We start from the raw sequence: 20,653 nt of genomic DNA, 5'->3' as shown, positions 1-20,653 counted from the left end.
GAGGCGCAGAGGCGCAGAGAGGGTTTATGAGGGGAGTTTTGTTTTAATCCAGTTTTGTTGGATTAGGTGGGAGAGGTAGGTTTGAATGAGGGTTTCGTTGATGGTTGGTGGGCGGATGAGTTGGTTTAGTATGGTTTGGGTTTTACTGTTGTCGAATTGTAGTTTGTTGTTGGTTGGTGTTTGGTTGGTGGTTCTTTGTCTGGGTAATAGGGGAATTAGGGGATATAAGATGTGTTCTGGGGAGTTTTGGGCTATTTGTAAGATTTGGTTGCGCCATTGTTGATAGGAAATTTTCTCAATTTGAAGTCCGATTTTTTTTAGTTGTTCAAATACTATGTCTGAGGTTGTTGGTTTTGGTTGGATGATATGAAATATTTGCTGGTTGGATGGGATTTTTGATAGTTCAACAATGGCGCGAGCAACATAATCTACTGGTAAGATTTCTAAGGGCATTGGTGTATCTGGTATACTGCCTAATTGGATGTAACCTAAAAGCAGTTTGTAGAGGAAATCGTTTTGGTTAAATACTCCTGTTTTACTGTCTCCTGATACTGCTCCTAAGCGATAAATTTTTACGGTTATTCCGCGTTTTGTTGCTGTTATCGCTAGTTTTTCTGCTGCCCATTTACTCTGAGAATAGCCACCAATAGGTATGCCATAATCCTCTAAGTTAGCATCTTCTGTTACTTGAGAATTACTATTTTTATTAGCTGCAAAAATACTGGTAGAGGAAATTAAATGTACTGGTTTTAGTTTGCTCTGGCTGGCTAGGCGGAAAATTTCTTGAGTCCCTAAAACATTCGCAGGTTTTAAGCGGTTGTAAGGTTCTGTATGATTTACTCGCGCTCCGTTATGATAAATTACGTCTATCTGGTTGGCTAGGTTTTCAAATTCTAGTTCAGATATTCCTAGTTTTGGTTGGGCTAGGTCGCCTACTATGGGAATAATTCTTTCTAAATATGAGCTATCCCAAATTTGGTAATCTTGTAAGGTTTTGATGATTCTTTGGGTGGCTATTTCAAGATTTTCAGCTTTGATTAAACAATAAATTGATGCTGTGGTTTTGTTGAGTAGTTCTTTTAGTAGAAATGCGCCGATAAATCCGGTTGCACCTGTTAATAATAATGAAGAATATGAGACAGGTAAGGAAGTTGGGGAAGGAGGAATAATTGTGGGGTCTAGGGTTGTTTCTTGTTCCCAATCTATTTCTACTTTTGGTTGTTGACAATTCTGTAAAAATTCGATGATTTCTGCTTTGCGTTCTTGTAATTGTGCTTTTAAGTGCGGGTTTAAAACTCCTTTGGGCGCATTACATCTTAGTTTGGGGATGCTCTCAGTATCTTCTAGCCAGATGCGAATATCTAAACTTTGTAATTCTGTGAGTAATAATTGAATAGTATTTTCTGCTGGTGTTTGATTTATCGGTTGTAAATCTGATTCAGATTGATGGGAAATTTTGCCTACAGTTGATGAGGTTTTCGTGTTGGTTGTAAGGAAGATTTCTTCACAACCAAATAAGCGTTTACTGATAATTCCTTGGCTATGACAATATTCAATGAGTTTGTTAGATTCAATTATGGCTAGGGATTCTGGTGTATATATAATTGAGGTGATGAAGGTCAGCCACGGTTCTTGTCCCATTGCGTAGACGTAAACTTGCTGGGGATGGAGTTGTTGAACAAGTGCGATCGCTCTGCTACTATCAGAACCGTCTAACCGTCGCGTTTGGGCAATTTTTCGCGGTACTTGATTGGTTAATAATGCTCGATAAGCCCATGTATAAGGCGCACCTTCGCATTCCATCCCAATAAATAAGACATCTATATCCCCAAAAATTTGCTGTAGGTGGTTGTACAATTGGGGATCAATATTATTAGAATCGGCTGCACATAAGATTGAACGTCCTTTAAGATTTACTAAGTACGCAGCTTTCGCACCTATATTTAAATCTCCATGTTCTCCTAAAAATGGCAAGGCGGTAATATATCCATCTGTTATATTAATTACTTCTAACTCGTCAATTTCTCGGATATCTCCAAAACCAATTTGTTGCAGCATCAATTTTAGGGAAGGGTCTATTAATATTCCCTTATTGCTTTTAGGAACTACCACTGTTTTAATTTTGTGGCGTAACTGCAACAGTGTTTCTAACATTACATGATCTTGGTGATTGTGCGTAAGAATAACGTAGTCAATCACCGGGGGTAGATTTTCGTAGGTGTAGCGATTCATCCCCGAAGCATGGGGATAGCTAATGATGGGGTCACAGAGAATACTGACTGATTCGGTTTGAATTAAAACACAAGCATGACCAAAGTAGCGAACTCGTACAGCTTCCTCTGTGTAGTCGGGTTCTAGGTTGGGGGGTGTGGTGGTGAAAAATTCGGCAAATAGTGATTCTTGATGGGGTTGAATTTGCAGGGTGTCCCGAATGTCGTTGTAGGGGTGGGGAGTGTGACGCATTTGTGAGAGTTGGTCAAGACGGCGATCGCTAAATGCCATGTTTAAATGTATACTCTCTTCATCTGGCAAACGGGGTGTACTCAAAACAAAAGCGCGTTTATCCCCATCCCCTAAGTACATATTCACCGATTGATTGCCAGGATTGTAATATGGACTGCGATATAGTAATCCTTCAATAAAGCGAATCGAGGGGTGATTATTACTATCCTGTACTAGTTCTACGTAACCTTTTAAGGGTGTGGGAATTTTGTCATACAAAGGTTCTAAGGAATAACCCTGGGGGTGTGCAGCTAAGAGTTTTTCTAAATCTTGAATTGCTTGCGCCAGTTCTAGCATTTGCGCTTGCTGCTTTTGGGTTGTCTCTAGTAATACCCGAATATCCTCAACGCGACTGGGAGCATAGTTGATGAAAGGGCCGCCAATCATCGCGGGGTTTTTCAAAGTATCTCGATGTACCTGGGGCGCAGCAATGAATGATTGCATAATTGGTACATGAGAATTAGCAATATACATTGCAGCCGTGGCGGGAGAAATTAAGTATGACCAGGCATACCACTGATTAAATAATGGTTCAATGATGACATTGGGTTTGAGATATAGTGGTTGGTTCATAGTTAAATTTCAAACTCCTCCCGTTCATCATCCGTGGTATCAGATATTGCTGGAATTTGTGCGGTGAGTTGTCGTTGCAAAATTCGTTCCGCTAAACCTGCTACTGTTGGTGCATCAAATAAATCGATGACGGTTAGTTCAACTTGAAACAGTTGTAAAGCTTGGGAGATTAGTTGAGTAGCGATGAGAGAATGTCCCCCCAATTCAAAAAAGTCATCGTCAACACTCACCTTTTCTAACTTGAGTACCTGGGCGTAAATATCGGCTAATTGTGCTTCGATATCTGTACGCGGGGCGATAAATTCAGCCTTTGATAACACTTGTTTCGGTGCGGGGAGTGCATGGGTGTCCACTTTACCGTTAGGTGTTAACGGTAAATCTGTCAGTAGCACAAACGCTGACGGGACAAGGTATTCGGGTAACTTCTCTCGCATGAAAGCGCGTAGAGATTGGGGATTTGGTAAATTTTTACTCCCCTGCTCCCCTGCTTCCTCATTGGGAACGATGTAGGCGACTAAACGCTTTTCTCCTGGTTTGTCTTCGCGGACAATTACTACTCCCGCACGTACCCCAGGATGTTGACATAATACGGTTTCCACTTCTTGCGGTTCAATGCGAAAACCACGAATTTTGACTTGGTTATCAACCCTTCCTAACAGTTTGATTCGACCATCAGGTAAGTAACAAGCTAAGTCACCTGTTTTATAGAGTCTGGAATTACTGTTGACTGTTGACTGTTGACTGTTGACTGTTAACTGATTAAATGGGTTGGGAATAAATCTTTGGGTTGTTAAATCTGGGCGATTTAAATAGCCTCGCGCTAAACCTATCCCACCAATGTAGAGTTCGCCAATTACGCCGATGGGGACGGGTTGTAGATAATTATCTAATATATATAGTTGTTTGTTGGCACTGGGACGAATGGTAGGTAATAGGGGATGACCGTTACCACAAAGTACCATGCTGGCGTTAACTGTAACTTCTGTAGGGCCGTAGGCGTTGATAAAACGTCTTCCGGTTGACCATTTGGCGATTAATTCGGGGGATGGTGCTTCACCTCCTACGAGTACCATTCGCAGATGTGGTAAATCTGCTGAGGGGAGTAGGGATAAAGCTGAGGGGGTGATAGTTATGTGAGTAACTGCGTTCTCTCGTAGCAGTTGTAATAAGGTTTCGCCTGGTAGTAAAGATTCTAATTTGGCTAGACACAGTTTTGCACCGCTTCCCAAAGCCATGATGATTTCGGGGATGGAAGCATCAAAGCTGAGGGAGAAAAATTGCAGTACACAATCACCGGGATAAACATCACAAACTTGTATCTTATGTTGTGTGAGGTTCGTTAAACCGATGTGGGGGATTAAAACTCCTTTTGGTGTACCAGTAGAACCGGAGGTGTAAATTAAATAAGCTAAATTTTCTGGTGTAACTTCACTTTTTGGGTTTTCTATACTGCATTGAGAAATTGTTTCCCAGTCGGTGTCTAGATAAATTATTTCGTAGCTTGAAGAAGTGGTAACTTTCAGACTTGTTTCTGTTAACAAAATCTGTACTTTGGAATCACCCAGCATATACGCTAGGCGTTCTGGGGGATAATTGGGGTCGAGGGGGAGATATGCGCCACCAGCTTTGAGAATACCAAGTAAAGCGATGATCATTAATGGGGAACGCTCTACACATAATCCCACAATTACTTCTGGTTTCACCCCTTTTTGTTTGAGGTAATGAGCAAGTTGATTACTTTTTTGATTCAGTTCTTTGTAAGTAAGAGACTGATTGTCAAAGATAATCGCTACCGCATCTGGTGTCTTTTCTACCTGCGTTGCAAATAAGTCTTGAAAATTTAAATAACTGGGAAACTCTACTTGGGTTTGATTCCAATCAATAAGAATAGTTTGCTTTTCACTTTCTGTCAGTAATGGTAATTCGGAAATCTTTTTTTCTGATTTTTCAACAATCGCTGTTAATAAAGTCTGAAAATGTCCTATCATGCGGTTAATTGTTTCTGGTGCAAACAAATCTCGGTTATATTCAAATGCACCGACAAAACCCTCTGATGTTTCGTACATATCCAAACTTAAATCTAGTTTGGCACTGGCTTCTGTACGATTTATAGGTGTGATAGTTAATCCCGGTAATTCTAATTTTTCTGTAGGGGCATTTTCTAACCGGAATTTTACCTGAAATAGTGGATTAAAACTTAAATCTCTTTCTGGTTGTAGAACTTCTACTAATTTCTCAAAAGGTATATCTTGATAATCATAAGCTTGCCAAGTAGTCGTTCTTAGCTGCTGTAATAATTCCTGAAAGCTGGGATTACCTGCTAAATTTGTCCGCAATACCAATGTGTTGACAAAAAAGCCAATTAAACCTTCAATTTCCCGACGATGGCGATTCGCTACGGGAGTCCCGACAAGTATATCTGTTTGTCCGGTGTAGCGGTGTAGGAGGATTTTATAAGCTGTGAGGAGGGTAACAAAGGGGGTGACACCTGCATTTTTTGCGAGGTTGATAATACCTTGACTCAATTGAGGAGAAAGAGAAAAAGACTCAATTGCACCCCGAAATGTTTGCACTCTTCCACGGGGGTAGTCGGTGGGTAATTGTAATACTGGGAGGATACCGCCTAACTGTTGTCGCCAGTAGTCTAGTTGGGTTTCTAAAACTTCTCCTTGTAACCATTGTCTTTGCCAAATTGCAAAATCAACGTACTGAATTGCTAACTTTGGTAAGGGTGATGGTTGATTGGCACTAAAAGCAGTATAAAGGGTTGCGAACTCTTTAACTAAAATCTCCATTGACCAACCATCAGATATGATGTGGTGCATGGTAAATAAAACTACGTTTTCATCTTTAGCTAGTTGGAGAATTTTCACCCGTAATAATACATCTGTGGCTAAATCAAAGGGTGTTTGTGCTTCTTTTAAGGCGAGGTGGCTAACTTTTTCATCTTGTTCTATGGGGTTAAAATTTTGTAAATCAATAACATTTAGGGGAAGGGTAACACTCGGCTGAATATCTAAAACAGGATTACCATCTACAGTTTTGAAGTTTGTGCGTAGTACCTCATGACGTTGGATAATAGTATTGAGCGATCGCTCTAACAATCCCACATCCAAAATCCCCGTCAATCTGACTGCTGTCGGTAAATTATAAGTATAACTATCAGGTTGTAATTGTTCTAAAAACCACAACCTTTGTTGAGCAAAAGACAGAGGTAGGTTGCCGTTACGTGGTGCTGGGGTAATTGCTTGTGTATAATTTGTATATGACTTAGCTTGACGTAAAAAAGTGATGATTTCAGATTTGCGCGATCGCAATTCTCCAGTCAGTTCATCCGTCAGCACATCTTCAGGAATACTACACCGTAAATTAGCATCTTCTACCCACAATTTAACATCGAGGCTGTAAAGGTGTGCCAGAAATTTTTCAATAGTTTTCATAGCGAAATCTCCTGACGGCCTGATTGTTCAGATGGGGTAGTTTGCATTTGTTGAATACTCTGTTGCAGAATCATAATTCGTTCTGCAAGTCCGGCAATTGTGGGTTTTTCAAATACACTATGTAAAGGTAAATCCAATTGAAAAGCTTCTCTGAGTCGTGATGTCACCCGAATTGCTGAGAGGGAATTTCCCCCCAATTCAAAGAAGTTTTCATCTACTCCCACACGTTCTAACCGCAACACATCCGCCAAAATGTTAGCGATAATTGTTTCTGTAGAATTACGCGGTGCAACATAAGATTGATTTGTATGACGTACAGTTTCCGGTGCAGGTAAAGCTTGACGATTGATTTTACCGTTAGGTAACAGAGGTAATTCTGACAACACCACAAATACAGACGGTAGCATATACTCTGGTAATTGAGATGTGAGAAGTTTCTGTAATTCGCTGGTGAAAGTTTCTGATTCTGCGCTCTTGCTTTTCCTAACAATATAAGCCACCAAACGCTGATTATCAGCTTGTTTCAAGTCTAAAATCACCACCGCTTGCTGCACATCAGAATGTTGATGAAGTACCGCTTCAATCTCCCCTAATTCAATCCTTAAACCCCGAATTTTCACCTGATTATCTAATCGCCCCAAATATTCTAAATTACCATCAGGCAAATAGCGGGCAAGGTCGCCTGTTTTGTAGAGAATGTTGACTGTTGACTGTTGATTAATAAATCTTTTCGCCGTTAAATCTGGACGCTGCCAATAACCTCTGGCGACTCCTACGCCACCGATGTAAATTTCACCTGGAATACCTAAAGGTACTGGTTGTAAATAATCATTTAAAAGGTAAATTTGGGTATTAGTAATTGGACGACCGATGGGTACTGTATGTAAATTATTATTAGGCTGACATTGCCAGTAGGTGACATCAATTGCGGCTTCTGTCGGCCCATATAAATTATGTAATTCTGCATCCAAATGCTGGAGGAAACGATTTTTAATTTCTATTGATAAAGCTTCACCGCTACAAATTACTCGCTTCAAACTGCGACAACGTTCATTTAAATTTGGTGTTTCTAAAAATACTCCTAACATCGTCGGCACAAAGTGTAATGTCGTAATTTTGTGCTGTGCAATAATTTCTAATAAATAATTTGGATCTTGATGTCCTCCTGGTTTAGCCATCACTAAACGACCACCATTTAGTAATGTCCAGAAAAATTCCCACACTGAGACATCAAAACTAAAAGGCGTTTTTTGTAAAACAGCTTCTCCTATTTGTAAACCATACTGTTGCTGCATCCAATACAATCTATTACTCACACCGTGATGGGTGTTAATTACACCCTTGGGTGTGCCTGTAGAACCAGAGGTATAGATAATATAAATTGCATCTTCATGATTAACATTTGTGATGGGATTATTGTCAGGTTTCTGGGTGATTTCCTGCCAATCTGTATCTAAGCATAAGCACAAGGTTTTATTCAATACTTTGCTGGAGGCTTGGGGAGAGGTAAACCCTAGCAATTTTTCTAATAAACTCTCCTGAGTTAATACTACAGGTACTTGAGTTTCATTAATAATATATGTCAACCTAGATGCAGGGTAAGCGGGGTCAAGAGGAACATAACAACCCCCAGCTTTGAGGATACCTAAAATCCCAATGACCATTTCTAAGGAACGTTCAATATAAATCCCAACAGGTGTTTCTGGTTGTACTCCCCAGGTTTGCAAATAATGAGCTAATTGATTAGCACGTTGATTTAATTCTTTATAAGTAAGTTGTTCTCCCTCAAACACCACAGCAACATCATCGGGTGTTCTTTCTACCTGGGCTACAAATTGGTGATGAATACATTCTAGGGGATAATATGCTTCTGTTTGATTCCATTTGTGGATAGTTTCATACTCTCGCTGAGTTAATAAAGGTAGGTTTCCTATTGTTTGCCCTGGTTCACTCATTCCTAATAACAAATTACAGAAATGTTCTAATAATTGAGTAATGACATTATCTGTAAATCTGTTGCGGTCATATTTTACTTTTAATGACAATTGATTTCCTACAGAAACCAACATCGTTAAAGGAAAACTTGTCCATTCTAAAGATTGAATATCAATAATACGTAAATCTTGGTTTCCTGAAATTCCCGATGTATCAACGGGATAATTTTCAAATACTAAAATACTGTCAAATAATGAAGTTCCTGGTGCAAGTTCGCTCCATTCTTGAATTTCTAAGAGTGATGTATATTCATATTCTAGAGCTTCTGCTTGTTGCGCTTGTAATTTTTGCAACCACTCAATTAAATTATCTGTGGGTGATACCTGCACCCGCACCGGCAAAGTATTGATAAATAATCCCACCATTGACTCTACACCGGCTAGGGTTGCGGGTCGTCCTGATGAGGTTGCACCAAAGACTACATCGGTGGTGTTGCAATAGCGGCTTAATAATAAAACAAAAGCACCCTGTAAGAGAGTATTCAGGGTTAATAGTTGCTGTTTTGCCCATTTTTGCAAAGCAGTTGTTTGATTGGGGGTGAGGCTGCGGGTTTGTTCTTGGGGTGTGAGGTTTTTGTTTTCTCTGTGGGGAAATCGTTGTATGACAGTGGGTGTAGTAAATCCTGCAAGTTGTTTTTGCCAGAATGTTTTGGCGGCGATTTTATCTTGTTGTTGTAACCAGGCGATGTAGTCACCGTAAGGGCGGGAATTAGGATAATAAGAAGGGGAATTATAATAATTTTGAAATACTTCTTTAATTACTAATGCTGATGACCAACCATCGAGAATTAAATGATGTTGTGTCCAGATAAGAATATATTTAGTTGCTGATAATTGAATTAGGGTTAAACGTATTAATGGGGGGGTTTTGAGGTCGAAAGATGAAATGCGATCGCTCTCAAAAAACTTCTCTAATTCTACTTGCTGTTCTGCCTCAGATATTGTCTGCCAATCTAAAACTTTCCAAGGAATTTCTACTTGTTTAAATACAACTTGAAAAGGTTTATCTCTCTGTTCCCAATAAAAGGCTGTGCGTAAAGCTGGATGGTTAATTACAACTTGATTCCATGCAGTTTTTAAGGCATTTATATCTAGTGTTCCTTCCAGATGCAAGCAAATCTGTGGGACATATACCCCTGCTTGGGGGGTTAGCAAGGTATGAAACAGCATTCCCTGCTGCATAGGAGATAAAGGATAGATATTTTCTATATTTTTGCGTTTATCCACAGGTTGCATGATTTTTGGTTTTGATGTTGTGATGCAAATATTTAATTAGGCTCACGCAGAGGCGCAGAGACACAGAGAGTAAGAGAACTCTGCGTACCTTTGCGTTTCAAAAAAACTCCTCTTATACCAATTCTCAAAAACCAAGTAACACATCCAAAACCTTAAAATCCAAAGCAAATCTGACTTTCTTAATTTTGAATTTTGAATTTTGAATTTTGAATTGGTATTATAACTCTCCCAACAACTTATCTAATTCATCTTGACTGAAATCCATTTGCGGGAAGTCGGAGGGAGTAAAGCCGCTAACTTCAGGGGTGAGGCAATGCTGAATTAATGAATGTAATATTTGTTGATAGTTGTCTGCTAAGGTGACGATGGTTTGGTGATGATGCAGTTGTTTGCTGTACGTCCAATCACATCGCAGTTTTCCTCCTGTGACGATACTGTTAATTTCAATCAGAGTGTTACGTTTCCCTCTAGAACTACGGCTATGTCCGATAGATTCACTGGCTGGGGTAAAGAGTGAATTTTCCGAGAAAATTTGGTCAGATTGTCCTAAATAGTTAAATCTGACTTGTGGTAAGGGTATTGCTTTAAGAGTGTCTCGAATTGTTGGGGATGCTAAATAACGCAACAACCCGTAGCTAATTCCTCGGTTGGGAATTTGCCGTAGTTGCTCTTTGACTGCTTTGAGGGAAATCCCTAGATCGGCAGAGGGATATATATCTAATAATACCGGGAATAGGCTGGTAAACCAACCCATTGTTCTAGATAAATTAATACTTGGAAACAAATCTTCTCTACCATGTCCTTCTAGTTCTACTAATAAGCGACTTTCACCCGTCCATGTTTGGAAGGCTAAGGCTAAGGCTGTTAATAAAACATCATTAATTTGAGTGCGGTAGGCGTGAGGAACTTGTTGCAGGAGGTTTTGGGTATCTGTGACGCTGAGAAATGTAGAATAGGTGTCTACATCTGCCATTTTGTTAGAACCTGGGGCATAATCTACGGGGAGAGGTGGGATTTGTTGCCAAGTGGGAGATGTCCAATAATTGAAGGCTGTTTGTAAATCGGCACTCCAGGTATATTCTTGTAGTTTATTTGCCCACTGTTGATAGGATGTGGTTTTGGGTGGGAGTTGGATTTGCTGACTTTGGCTAAGTTGTTGGTAGGCTAGTTGCAAATCTTCTAAAAATACCCGCCAGGAAATGCCATCAATAATTAAGTGGTGGAAAATGAGGAGTAAGCGATGATTTTGCTGTTTACCACAGTCAAAATAGGCGACACGTAGCAATGGGGGTGTTTCTAGGTTGAGACTGGCTTGTAAATTATTGGCAATATTAGCTATTGTGTCTGATACTTTTTCTGGGGTGAGAATTGCTAATTCTGACATATCAAAATAATAAAACCCCTCTCCAAAGACGCGGAGCGGCTTCTCGCTAGAGTACCTCTCCCCCACAGGGAGAGAGGCTTTGATTTCTCCCCTTCCCTTGTAGGAAAGGAGTTGGGGGTTAGGTTTCTGCGTATTATGTAATTGATTGATGTCTGCTACAAATTGTCGCCAACCGTCGGGGGTTTCTTGGAAGCACGATCGCAATCCATCATGGTGTGCTAATAGTTGATCTAATGCTTGCCGTAAGTAATCAGGGTTGAGAGATTGGTGTACTTCTAAAAGAATGGCTTGATTCCAATGATGTGCATCTACTAGATTTTGCTCAAAGAACCATTGCTGAATAGGAGTTAGAGGAACTTCCCCTGTGACTGGTGTTTGCTCACTAGATAATGTGGTATCAGTGTCCACAATGGCTGCTAGTTCTGCCACTGTTTGATATTGGAACATCTGCCGGGGACGTAAAGCCAAGCCTTGTTGATTCGCTTTGGCTACTGCTTGAATGGCTAAAATTGAATCACCACCCAGTCTAAAGAAGTTATCGTGAATGCCGATAGATTCTACCCCTAAAACCTGAGTCCAAATATTAATTAATTGTTGTTCTATAGGTGTTCGGGGTGCGGTTGTGGTGGTGGTGACTGGGGATAAATCAGGTATAGGCAAAGCACGACGGTCTACTTTACCATTAGCTGTTAAAGGTAAAGTTTCCAGAATGACAAATGCTGTCGGTAGCATATAAGCAGGAAGTTTCGCCGCTAAAAATTGCCTTAATTCTGCTGCTTCGATGTGAGATTTGGGAACAACATAAGCTACTAAGCGGCTATGTTCTGGCGTATCGTTGCGAACAATGGCGATAGCCTGCGTCACCTCTGGATGTTGGTTTAATACCGCCTCAATTTCCCCTAATTCAATGCGAAAACCGCGCAATTTCACTTGATGGTCGAAACGCCCCAGATATTCAATATTACCATCTGGGAGATAACGAGCGCGATCGCCTGTTTTATAAAGAGTGTTGACTGTTGACTGTTGACTGTTGACTGTTGACTGTTGATTTATAAATTTCTCTGCTGTCAATTCTGGACGCTTCCAGTAACCCCGTGCTAACCCTGCACCACTGAGATAAATTTCACCAGGTACACCAATGGGAACGGGTTGTAGGTTTTGGTCTAGGATATAAACTTGTGTATTGGCGATGGGTTTACCAATTGTTGGGGCTTGTGGACTATTGCGGGGAATCAGGGCAAAGGTAGAGTAGGTAGTATCTTCTGAAGGCCCGTAAAGATTGTATACTTTCTCAATTGTTGATTGTTGATAGAGTTCGTCTACAAGGGATTTCGGTAAAGGTTCGCCGGCTAAATTGACTGTCTGCACTGTTGCGGGAATGCCATTTAAACGTAGCAGTTCTCTGGCGGCTGAGGGGACTGTATTGATTAAAGTAACTTGGACGGTGGCTGGTAATTCCGGTAGTTGTAAGGCATTATCAGCGAGGATGACGCAACCTCCCCAACTTAGGGGAACGAAGATTTCAAAGACTGAAAGGTCAAAACAAATAGAAGTGGAAGCTAAAACACCCGTTAATTCTGCTGGTGAGTAAATTTCTCTCGCCCAATACATGAGTGTAACTGGACTTTGATGAGTGATGGCGACTCCTTTGGGAATGCCTGTAGTGCCGGAGGTGTAGATGATGTAGGCTAGGTTGGATGGTTGACTGTTGACTGTTGACTGTTGACTGTTGACTGTTGACTGTTGACTATCTAGGGAAACTATGGGTATTTCTAATGGGGGGAGTTTGGTTAATTGTTTTTGCTGGGTGAGTAACACCTGCATTTGGGCATCTTCAATAATAAATGCTAATCTGGCTTGGGGATAGGTGGGGTCTAGGGGAACGTAAGCACCGCCGGCTTTGAGGATAGCCAATAAGCCGATAATCATATCTAGGGAACGGTCAACACAAATTCCCACAGGCGTTTCTGGCTGGACACCTAAACTTTGTAGATGACTGGCTAATTGATTGGCTTTGGTGTTTAATTCTTGATATGTTAGCTGTTCTTCACCCCAAATCACTGCTATCTTTTCAGGGGTGTGTGTTACCTGTGCTTCAAATAATTCATGTAAACACTGCTGGGGGTACTGGCGTTGGGTGGCGTTCCATTGTGCGAGTTGTTGCTGTTCAACAGTAGTCAATAACGGTAATTCGTTAATATGCTGTTCGGGATTGAGAACTACTGCTGCTAATAACGTTTCTAGATGTCCAGCTAAACGCTTAATTGTTGTTTCTGCAAATAAATCAGTATTATATTCCAACTTACAGCTTAAGCCTTGAGCAGTTTCGCTCACGAACCAAGTCAAGTCAAACTTAGCTGTACCGCTATCCGCCTCAATTACTTGCCATTGCACTTCCCCCATATCCAATTCTGACAGAGGTAAATTTTGCAACACTAACATAACTTGGAAAAGAGGCGAATGACTAAGCGATCGCACTGGTTGCAGCACATCTACCAATTGTTCAAAAGGCAAATCCTGATGAGCATAAGCACCCAAAGCAGTTGCCCGAACCCGTTCTAATAAACCAGCAAAACTCGGATTACCACTCAAATCAGTACGTAATGCCAGAGTGTTAGCGAAACAACCAATTAATCCTTCTGTCTCTACACGATTGCGATTAGCTACAGGACTACCAACCACAATATCATCATCACCACTGTAACGATATAACAGCACATTCCAAACAGCCAACAAAGTCATAAACAAAGTGCTGTGATAACGCCGACTCAACCCTTGCAAACCCTGAGTCAATTCCGCCGACAAACCAAACCCATATACAGCCCCCCGAAAAGATTGTACAGCCGGACGCGGGTAATCAGTTGGTAATTCCAACATCACCGGCGCAGACTCCAACTGTCCCCGCCAATACTCCAAATGCTCCTCTAAAACCCTACCCTGCAACCACTCCCTCTGCCAAAAAGCAAAATCCACATACTGAATCCTCTTCTCTTCCTCCTCTCTGCGCCTCTGCGCCTCTGCGTGAGAAATTTCCCGAACCAACAACCCCAAAGACCAAGCATCAGCAATAATATGATGCAAAGTCAACAACAAAACCTGATTCCCCTCCCCCAACCGTACCAACCGCACCCGCCACAACAAACCAGCCAAATCAAAAGGCTGCTGCGCCTGAGTTCGCGCCAACTCCTGCACCTGCTGCTGTTGCTCAAATTCCGGTAATCCCTGTAAATCAATCACAGGTATCTGGACATCACAAACATCAGCTATCCTCAAAACAGGCTGTCCATCAACATTCAAGAAATGCGATCGCAAAATTTCCTGTCGCTGCACCACTTCCGCAAAACTGCACTGCAAACTATCCAAGTCGATATTGCCCCGAATTTGCACCGCCAAAGGAATATTATAAAAAGGACTATCCGGTTCTAACTGCGACAAAATCCAAAAGCGTTGTTGGGCAAAAGATAGAGGTAAATTACCAGTGCGAGGAATCGGTAATATGGGGTTAATTTCGTGGTGACTTTCTGTTATAGTCCTGGCTAAATCCGCAATTATCGGACTTTCAAACAGATGACGCAAAGGTAACTCTACACCAAATACCTGCCGTACTTGAGAAATTAACCGCGTAGCTAACAGCGAATGTCCCCCCAAATCAAAGAAATTATCCTCTATACCCACCGACTCGACACCCAACACCGTCGCCCAAATACTCGCCAAAACTTCCTCTGTTGGTGTGCGGCGGGTTTCATTTACCTGTGGTTGAGTATTGGGAATAGGTAAGGCTTTACGGTCAACTTTACCATTTGGTGTGAGGGGTAAGGCTGTTAATGTGACAAATACCCCAGGAATCATATATTTTGGAAGTTTGCTGGCGAGGAATTGCTGTAAATCATTGCTTCCCACATCCTGAGAGTTGGGGACGATGTAAGCGACTAAACGCTGTTCTCCTGGTTCATCTTCTCGCACGGTGACTACAGCTTGTGATATTTGGGGATGTTGTGCTAATACTGCCTCAATTTCTCCCAATTCAATCCGAAATCCGCGAATTTTGACTTGATAATCTAATCTACCCAAGTATTCTAGTTTACCATCTGGGAGATATCGGACGCGATCGCCTGTTTTATATAAGGTGTTGATCGTTGACTGTTGACTGTTGACTGTTGACTGTTGACTGAGAAATCTTTCTGTTGTTAATTCTGGGCGTTGCCAATATCCTCTGGCGACTCCTGCACCACCAATATATAATTCTCCTGGTACGCCGATGGGGACTGGTTGTAAATGCTCGTCGAGGACGTAAAATTGGGTGTTGGCGATGGGATGACCGATGGTTACGGGTTCATATGGAGTGAGTTTTTGGGCTGCTGACCAAATGGTTGTTTCTGTTGGGCCGTATAAGTTCCAGACTTCTTGAGTACAGGATAATAATTGTTGGGCTAGGGTGTTATCTAATGCTTCGCCGCCACAGAGAATTTTTAAGTCAGGCTTTCCCCGCCAACCACTGGCTAAAAGTAACCGCCAAGTTGCTGGGGTGGCTTGCATGACGGTGATTTGATGTTGTGCGATCGCTTGTGCTAATCTCTCTCCATCCAGGGTAACGTCCCTTTCTACTAAGACTAAACAAGCACCTACAATTAAGGGTAAGAAAATCTCTAAGGCTGCAATATCAAAGGCTAGGGTGGTGACGGCTAAAAGGTTATCTGCTGCTGTTAGTCCTGGTGCTTTGGACATTGCGGTTAAGAAGTTGCTTAAGCTTCTGTGCAAAATTTGCACGCCTTTGGGTGTTCCGGTTGAACCGGAGGTGTAAATTAGGTAGGCGAGTTGGTTGGGGTGAGGAGGGGTGTAGGGGGGGGAAGGAAGAAGTTGTTGACAGTTGACAGTTGACTGTTGACTGTTGACTGTTGACTGTCGTATTGCGTCTAAACAGATAATTGCTGCTGAGAGTTTTGGGAGGTTGTTTAATAAGGAAGTTTGAGTTAATAAGATTGATATTTGTGAGTCGTTAATTATAAACTGTAAACGCTCTTGGGGATAGCCGGGATCGAGGGGAACGTAAGCACCGCCGGCTTTGTGGACTGCTAATAGGGAGATTACCATTTCTAGAGAGCGATCGCAGCAAATTCCTACTCTTGTTTCTGCTTGTACTCCTATGTTTTCTAAATAGGCAGCTAGGTGATTAGCTTCTTGTTCTAGTTGCTGATACGTTAGGGATTTATTACCAAAAAGAACGGCAATTTTATCTGGTGTTTTTGTTACTTGTTGACTAAATAATTCATAAACTGTTAATTCAGGAATTTCTGTAAATGTATCGTTCCATTCTGTTATTAAATTTTGTTCTTTAACTGTTAATAATCGCAATTCATTAATAGATTGCGCTGGATTAGCGATAATGCCAAATAATAAAGTTTGAAAATGTTCATTTAACTTTTCAATAGTAGCTTGTTCAAATAATTCTGTACTGTATTCCCAAGTTCCCCTTAAACTGCTTGGAGTTTCGTACATATCCAAGCTGATATCAAAGCGAGATGTAGAATGTTCCGTTTCTAGAGGTTCAATTTTTAATCCAGGCAGATTTGTAGTTTGATTGGGCGTATTATGGAGAACAAACATTACCTGAAATAGAGGATTCTGACTTAAATTTCGTTCTGGTTGCAGTTGTTCTACCAAATCTTCAAATGGTAAATCTTGATGAGATAACGCGCCTAGAACTGTTTCTTTTACTTGGTTGAGGAGTGCGATAAAACTAGTTTTTTTAGATAAATTGGTGCGAAATATGAGATTATTAACAAATAGCCCGATGAGGTTAGCAATTTCTGGGCGATCGCGGCTAGTAACTGTAGAACCAACTAATATATCATCCTGTCCACTGTAGCGATATAATAAGATATTAAATGCTGTCAACAGAGTCATGAACAGCGTAGCATTATGCTGTTGGCTCAATTGTCGCAATTGCTCAGATAATTCTGATGATAAAGTAAAAAATAGCCTTGCACCTTTAAAAGTTTGTATAGCCTTGCGCGGATAATCTGTTGGTAAAGATAATTCACGAGGATAATTTTTTAGTTGTTCTTCCCAGTAGAATAATTGATTGTTCCTAGCTTCACTTTGCAGCCATTTTTGTTGCCAAGTTGCAAAATCTGCAAATTGAATTGGTAATTTTGCTAAGGTTTGACCTTGATAAAGTGAGATTAATTCCCGCACCAAAACACGAAATGACCAGTAATCTGTAATGATGTGGTGCATGACCAAAATCAACACAAATTCAGTATCACTCAGTTGTAGTAACGCAACACGTAATAAAGGCGGTTCTGTAAGTTGAAACGGTTGTTCTGTGAGTAATTTAGCTTGCTGTATGACTTGTGATGCTTGATTTTCTGGTGATAATTCCCGCAAATTAATTACAGGTAGATTTAGTTTGACGTTTGCAGCAATATTCTGCACAGGTTCATCATTAATTACAGTAAAACTGGTGCGTAAAATCTCATGACGTAACACTATTGATTGTAAACTTTGCTCTAGGCGCGTGACATCGAGATTACCCGTCAACCGCAAAGCCGCAGGTAAGTTATAAACTGATAATCCTGGCTGTAATTTATCTAGAAACCACAATCTTTTTTGAGCAAAAGAAAGCGGAAAATGTTGTTTGGTGGCTTTTTGTTGTAGTAGTTTCGCTAATAGTTCGCGTTTTTGGGATGTGGAAATATTCATAATTTAATCAAGTAAAATAATATTTTTTCCTCACGCAGAGGCGCAGAGGCGCAAAGAGGAGAAAAGAGAGATAGTTTGATTAGAAAATTATCTCCTCTCCTCCTATTCTTCGCGTCTTTGCGTCTTTGTGTGAGATAAATCATCCTCTTCTAACTGCATTTTTTGAAGTAAAATCTCTACTTCTTCATCGGAAAGTTCATCTAAATTTGCAAGTAGTTCTTGTGGATTAATACGTTCTATAGGTTCAATTGAAATTTCTTGTCTTGCTTCCCACTGATGTTTGAGTAATTCAACTTGTGCAGTTAAGGTAGGATTGAGGAAAAATTCCCGGATGGGTAAATCAAGTTGGAGATTTTGCTGCATCTGAGTAATTATCTGAGTGGCTGATAATGAATTACCTCCCAATTCAAAGAAGTTATTGTGAATGCTGGAAACTTCTATATCTAAAATAGATTGCCATAGTTGAGCTAGTGCTATTTCTAATTCTGTAGAGGGAGGTATAACAGGCAGTTCAGATTGGCTAAATTGATATTCTGGCTGAGGTAACGCACGACGGTCAATTTTGCCATTTGGCGTTAATGGTAGGGTTTCTAGGGGAATATAGAGGCTGGGAATCATATATTCTGGCAATGTTTGTTGGAGGAATTGCCGTAATTTTTGGGTAATTAATTCGGCTTTTGTTACTTTGGTTTGAGAACTTTCTGGGGATAACCAACGGGTTGTCCAATGGGGGTCTATAATACCGCCTACAAACCCATGTAAAAATATTTGCTGCTCATGTAAAATGAAATGTTCGCGGATGGCATCAAATTCTAAATCACCAATGGGACACAAGCCTAAATTTTGATTGGGTGCGGTTTCCATTAATAATTGACCCATATAACCCGCTTCTAGTAAACAGAAATCCCTAGATTTATCACCATAAACTGGTGAAATCGCTTGTAAGTCACCAATTAAAAATATGGCAAATGCTGCTTGTGTAAAAATATCTTGGTTGATGCCATAGATATTACTATCAATGTTCACCTCATCGCTTAAGTGGATAAGTTGATGTTTTTGGGGATGATAGTAGTAAAAACCAGCCGCTAAATTTTCAACTCGATGGGGTTTTATATAGATATATGTTTGGACTGGATATAAACTACCAGCCGAAGCATAGCGATATTTTGGTAATGGCGAATTTTCTAAATGTTGCATTTGCAAACACTCGAAAAACTCACCGAAAGCGGTTAATGTTACAGTTTCCTCTAAAAACTGACGATAACTTTGTCGTCTCAGGTTAATTTGAGGAGATTCTAACCCAGGCAAAGCTACAGTACGCACGCCAGCATCAAACTTTCTCACTCCCTTTTGTTGCAGTTTGAAATCTAGTTGTGAGGAAGAGTTAAGAGTGTTTTGATTAGCAATTACCTCTGGTTTTAATACCAGATAAGCAACTAATTGCTGTTGAGATGGTGCAGTTCCCGCAGTTGTCACCACAGCTTGAGTTATGGCTGGATGTTGTTGTAAAGCGGCTTCAATTTCCCCTAACTCAATTCGATAGCCGTTAACTTTAACTTGAAAATCTTCCCGTCCTAAAAATTCTATTGTCCCATCAGGTAAGTAGCGTCCTAAGTCGCCAGTTTTATATAGGGGTGCAGGGGTGTAGGGGTGTAGGGGTGTAGGGGGGAAATTCTCTCCCAGTCCCCAGTCCCCAGTCCCTAGTCCCCAGTCCCTAATAAATCTCTCTGCTGTCAGTTCTGGATTTTGCCAATATGCTTTAGCGACTCCTAAACCACCGATGTAGATTTCGCCAATAGCCCAGGTGGGACAGGGTTCTAGGGAGTGGTTGAGGACGTAAACTTGTTGATTACTCAGGGAGTAACCGTAGGGAATACTTTTCCAATTGGGGTCGATTTCGTCTATGGGGTAGAAAATTGACCAGATGGAGGCTTCTGTAGCACCGCCTAAGCTAATAATTTGGGGATGATTAAACTGGCTGCGGATGCGTGGGGGTAATGTGAGAGGAATCCAGTCACCACTGAGTAAAATTAGCCGGAGTGTCTGGTTTTGGGTGGGGGATGTGTCAAGTAAAAGCTGCATCAGGGCGGGAACTGAGTTCCATATTGTCACCTGATGTTGGTTAATTAACTGCATCCAGTGGGTGGGATTGTTACCGCTATCAGGAATGACAATTGTTCCCCCAGCCGCTAAAATGCCAAAGATGTCATACACGGATAAATCAAAGCTCAGGGATGACACCGCTAAAACTCGGTCATTCTCTGTTACACCAAAGCGTTGATTAATATCTAATATTGTGTTGACTGCTCCCTGATGATCAATCATCACACCTTTGGGCGTTCCCGTTGAGCCGGATGTGTAAATTACATAGGCTAAATCTGTGGGTTGCTGTCTTACTCCCTCTCCTTTGCAAGGGGTGGGCTGGGGTGGGGTATCAACACATATCCGAGTCAAACCATCAGCCCATTCTAAATTTTTATCTAACCAAGATTGGGTAAGTATAATTTGTGCTTGGGTTTCTTGTAGTAGATGTAGACGACGCTGGGCTGGTAATTGTGGGTCAATGGGAACGTAGGCAGCACCAGCAGTTAGAATTGCTAAGGCTGCTACTACTTGTTCCCAACCTTTATTCATGATAATTGCTACTAATTGGTTGGGAATTACACTTAATTGTTGTAAATGTTCAGCAAGATGAGAGACGCGATCGCTCACCTGTTGATAGGTTAAAGTTTGTTCTGTGGTGACGATTGCCGTTTGGTTGGGTTGTTTTACTACCTGCTCGAAAAATAGGGTTTGGAGACAGGGGGTAGGAGGCAGGGGGC

5 protein-coding genes are annotated in these 20,653 nt (G+C 41.1%); all 5 read right to left on the bottom strand.

From position 1 onward, the window contains the following. Positions 1-24 precede the first annotated feature (24 nt). Positions 25-3,075, bottom strand: a complete 3,051-nt coding sequence (locus H6G14_RS15025) for a thioester reductase domain-containing protein (RefSeq protein ID WP_190568173.1) — start codon at positions 3,073-3,075, stop codon at positions 25-27. Positions 3,076-3,077: 2 nt separating this feature from the next. Continuing rightward, on the bottom strand, positions 3,078-6,515 hold the full coding sequence (locus H6G14_RS15020; RefSeq protein ID WP_190568172.1) for a non-ribosomal peptide synthetase: 3,438 nt from the start codon (positions 6,513-6,515) through the stop codon (positions 3,078-3,080). Continuing rightward, complete coding sequence (locus H6G14_RS15015) at positions 6,512-9,745, bottom strand: non-ribosomal peptide synthetase (protein ID WP_190568171.1); 3,234 nt, start codon at positions 9,743-9,745, stop codon at positions 6,512-6,514. Before H6G14_RS15015 ends, H6G14_RS15020 begins: the two co-directional genes overlap by 4 nt. A 217-nt stretch (positions 9,746-9,962) precedes the next feature. Next, complete coding sequence (locus H6G14_RS15010; protein ID WP_190568170.1) at positions 9,963-17,831, bottom strand: non-ribosomal peptide synthetase; 7,869 nt, start codon at positions 17,829-17,831, stop codon at positions 9,963-9,965. Between the two features lie 102 nt (positions 17,832-17,933). Beyond that, a partial coding sequence (locus H6G14_RS15005) for an amino acid adenylation domain-containing protein (RefSeq protein WP_190568169.1) occupies positions 17,934-20,653 on the bottom strand: 2,720 nt, incomplete at its 5' end.

Source organism: Nostoc parmelioides FACHB-3921 (genome assembly GCF_014696625.1).
Classification (GTDB): Bacteria; Cyanobacteriota; Cyanobacteriia; order Cyanobacteriales; family Nostocaceae; genus Trichormus; species Trichormus parmelioides.
The sequence above is the reverse complement of the archived record's forward strand: the minus strand, read 5'-3'. Positions and strand labels throughout refer to the sequence as shown.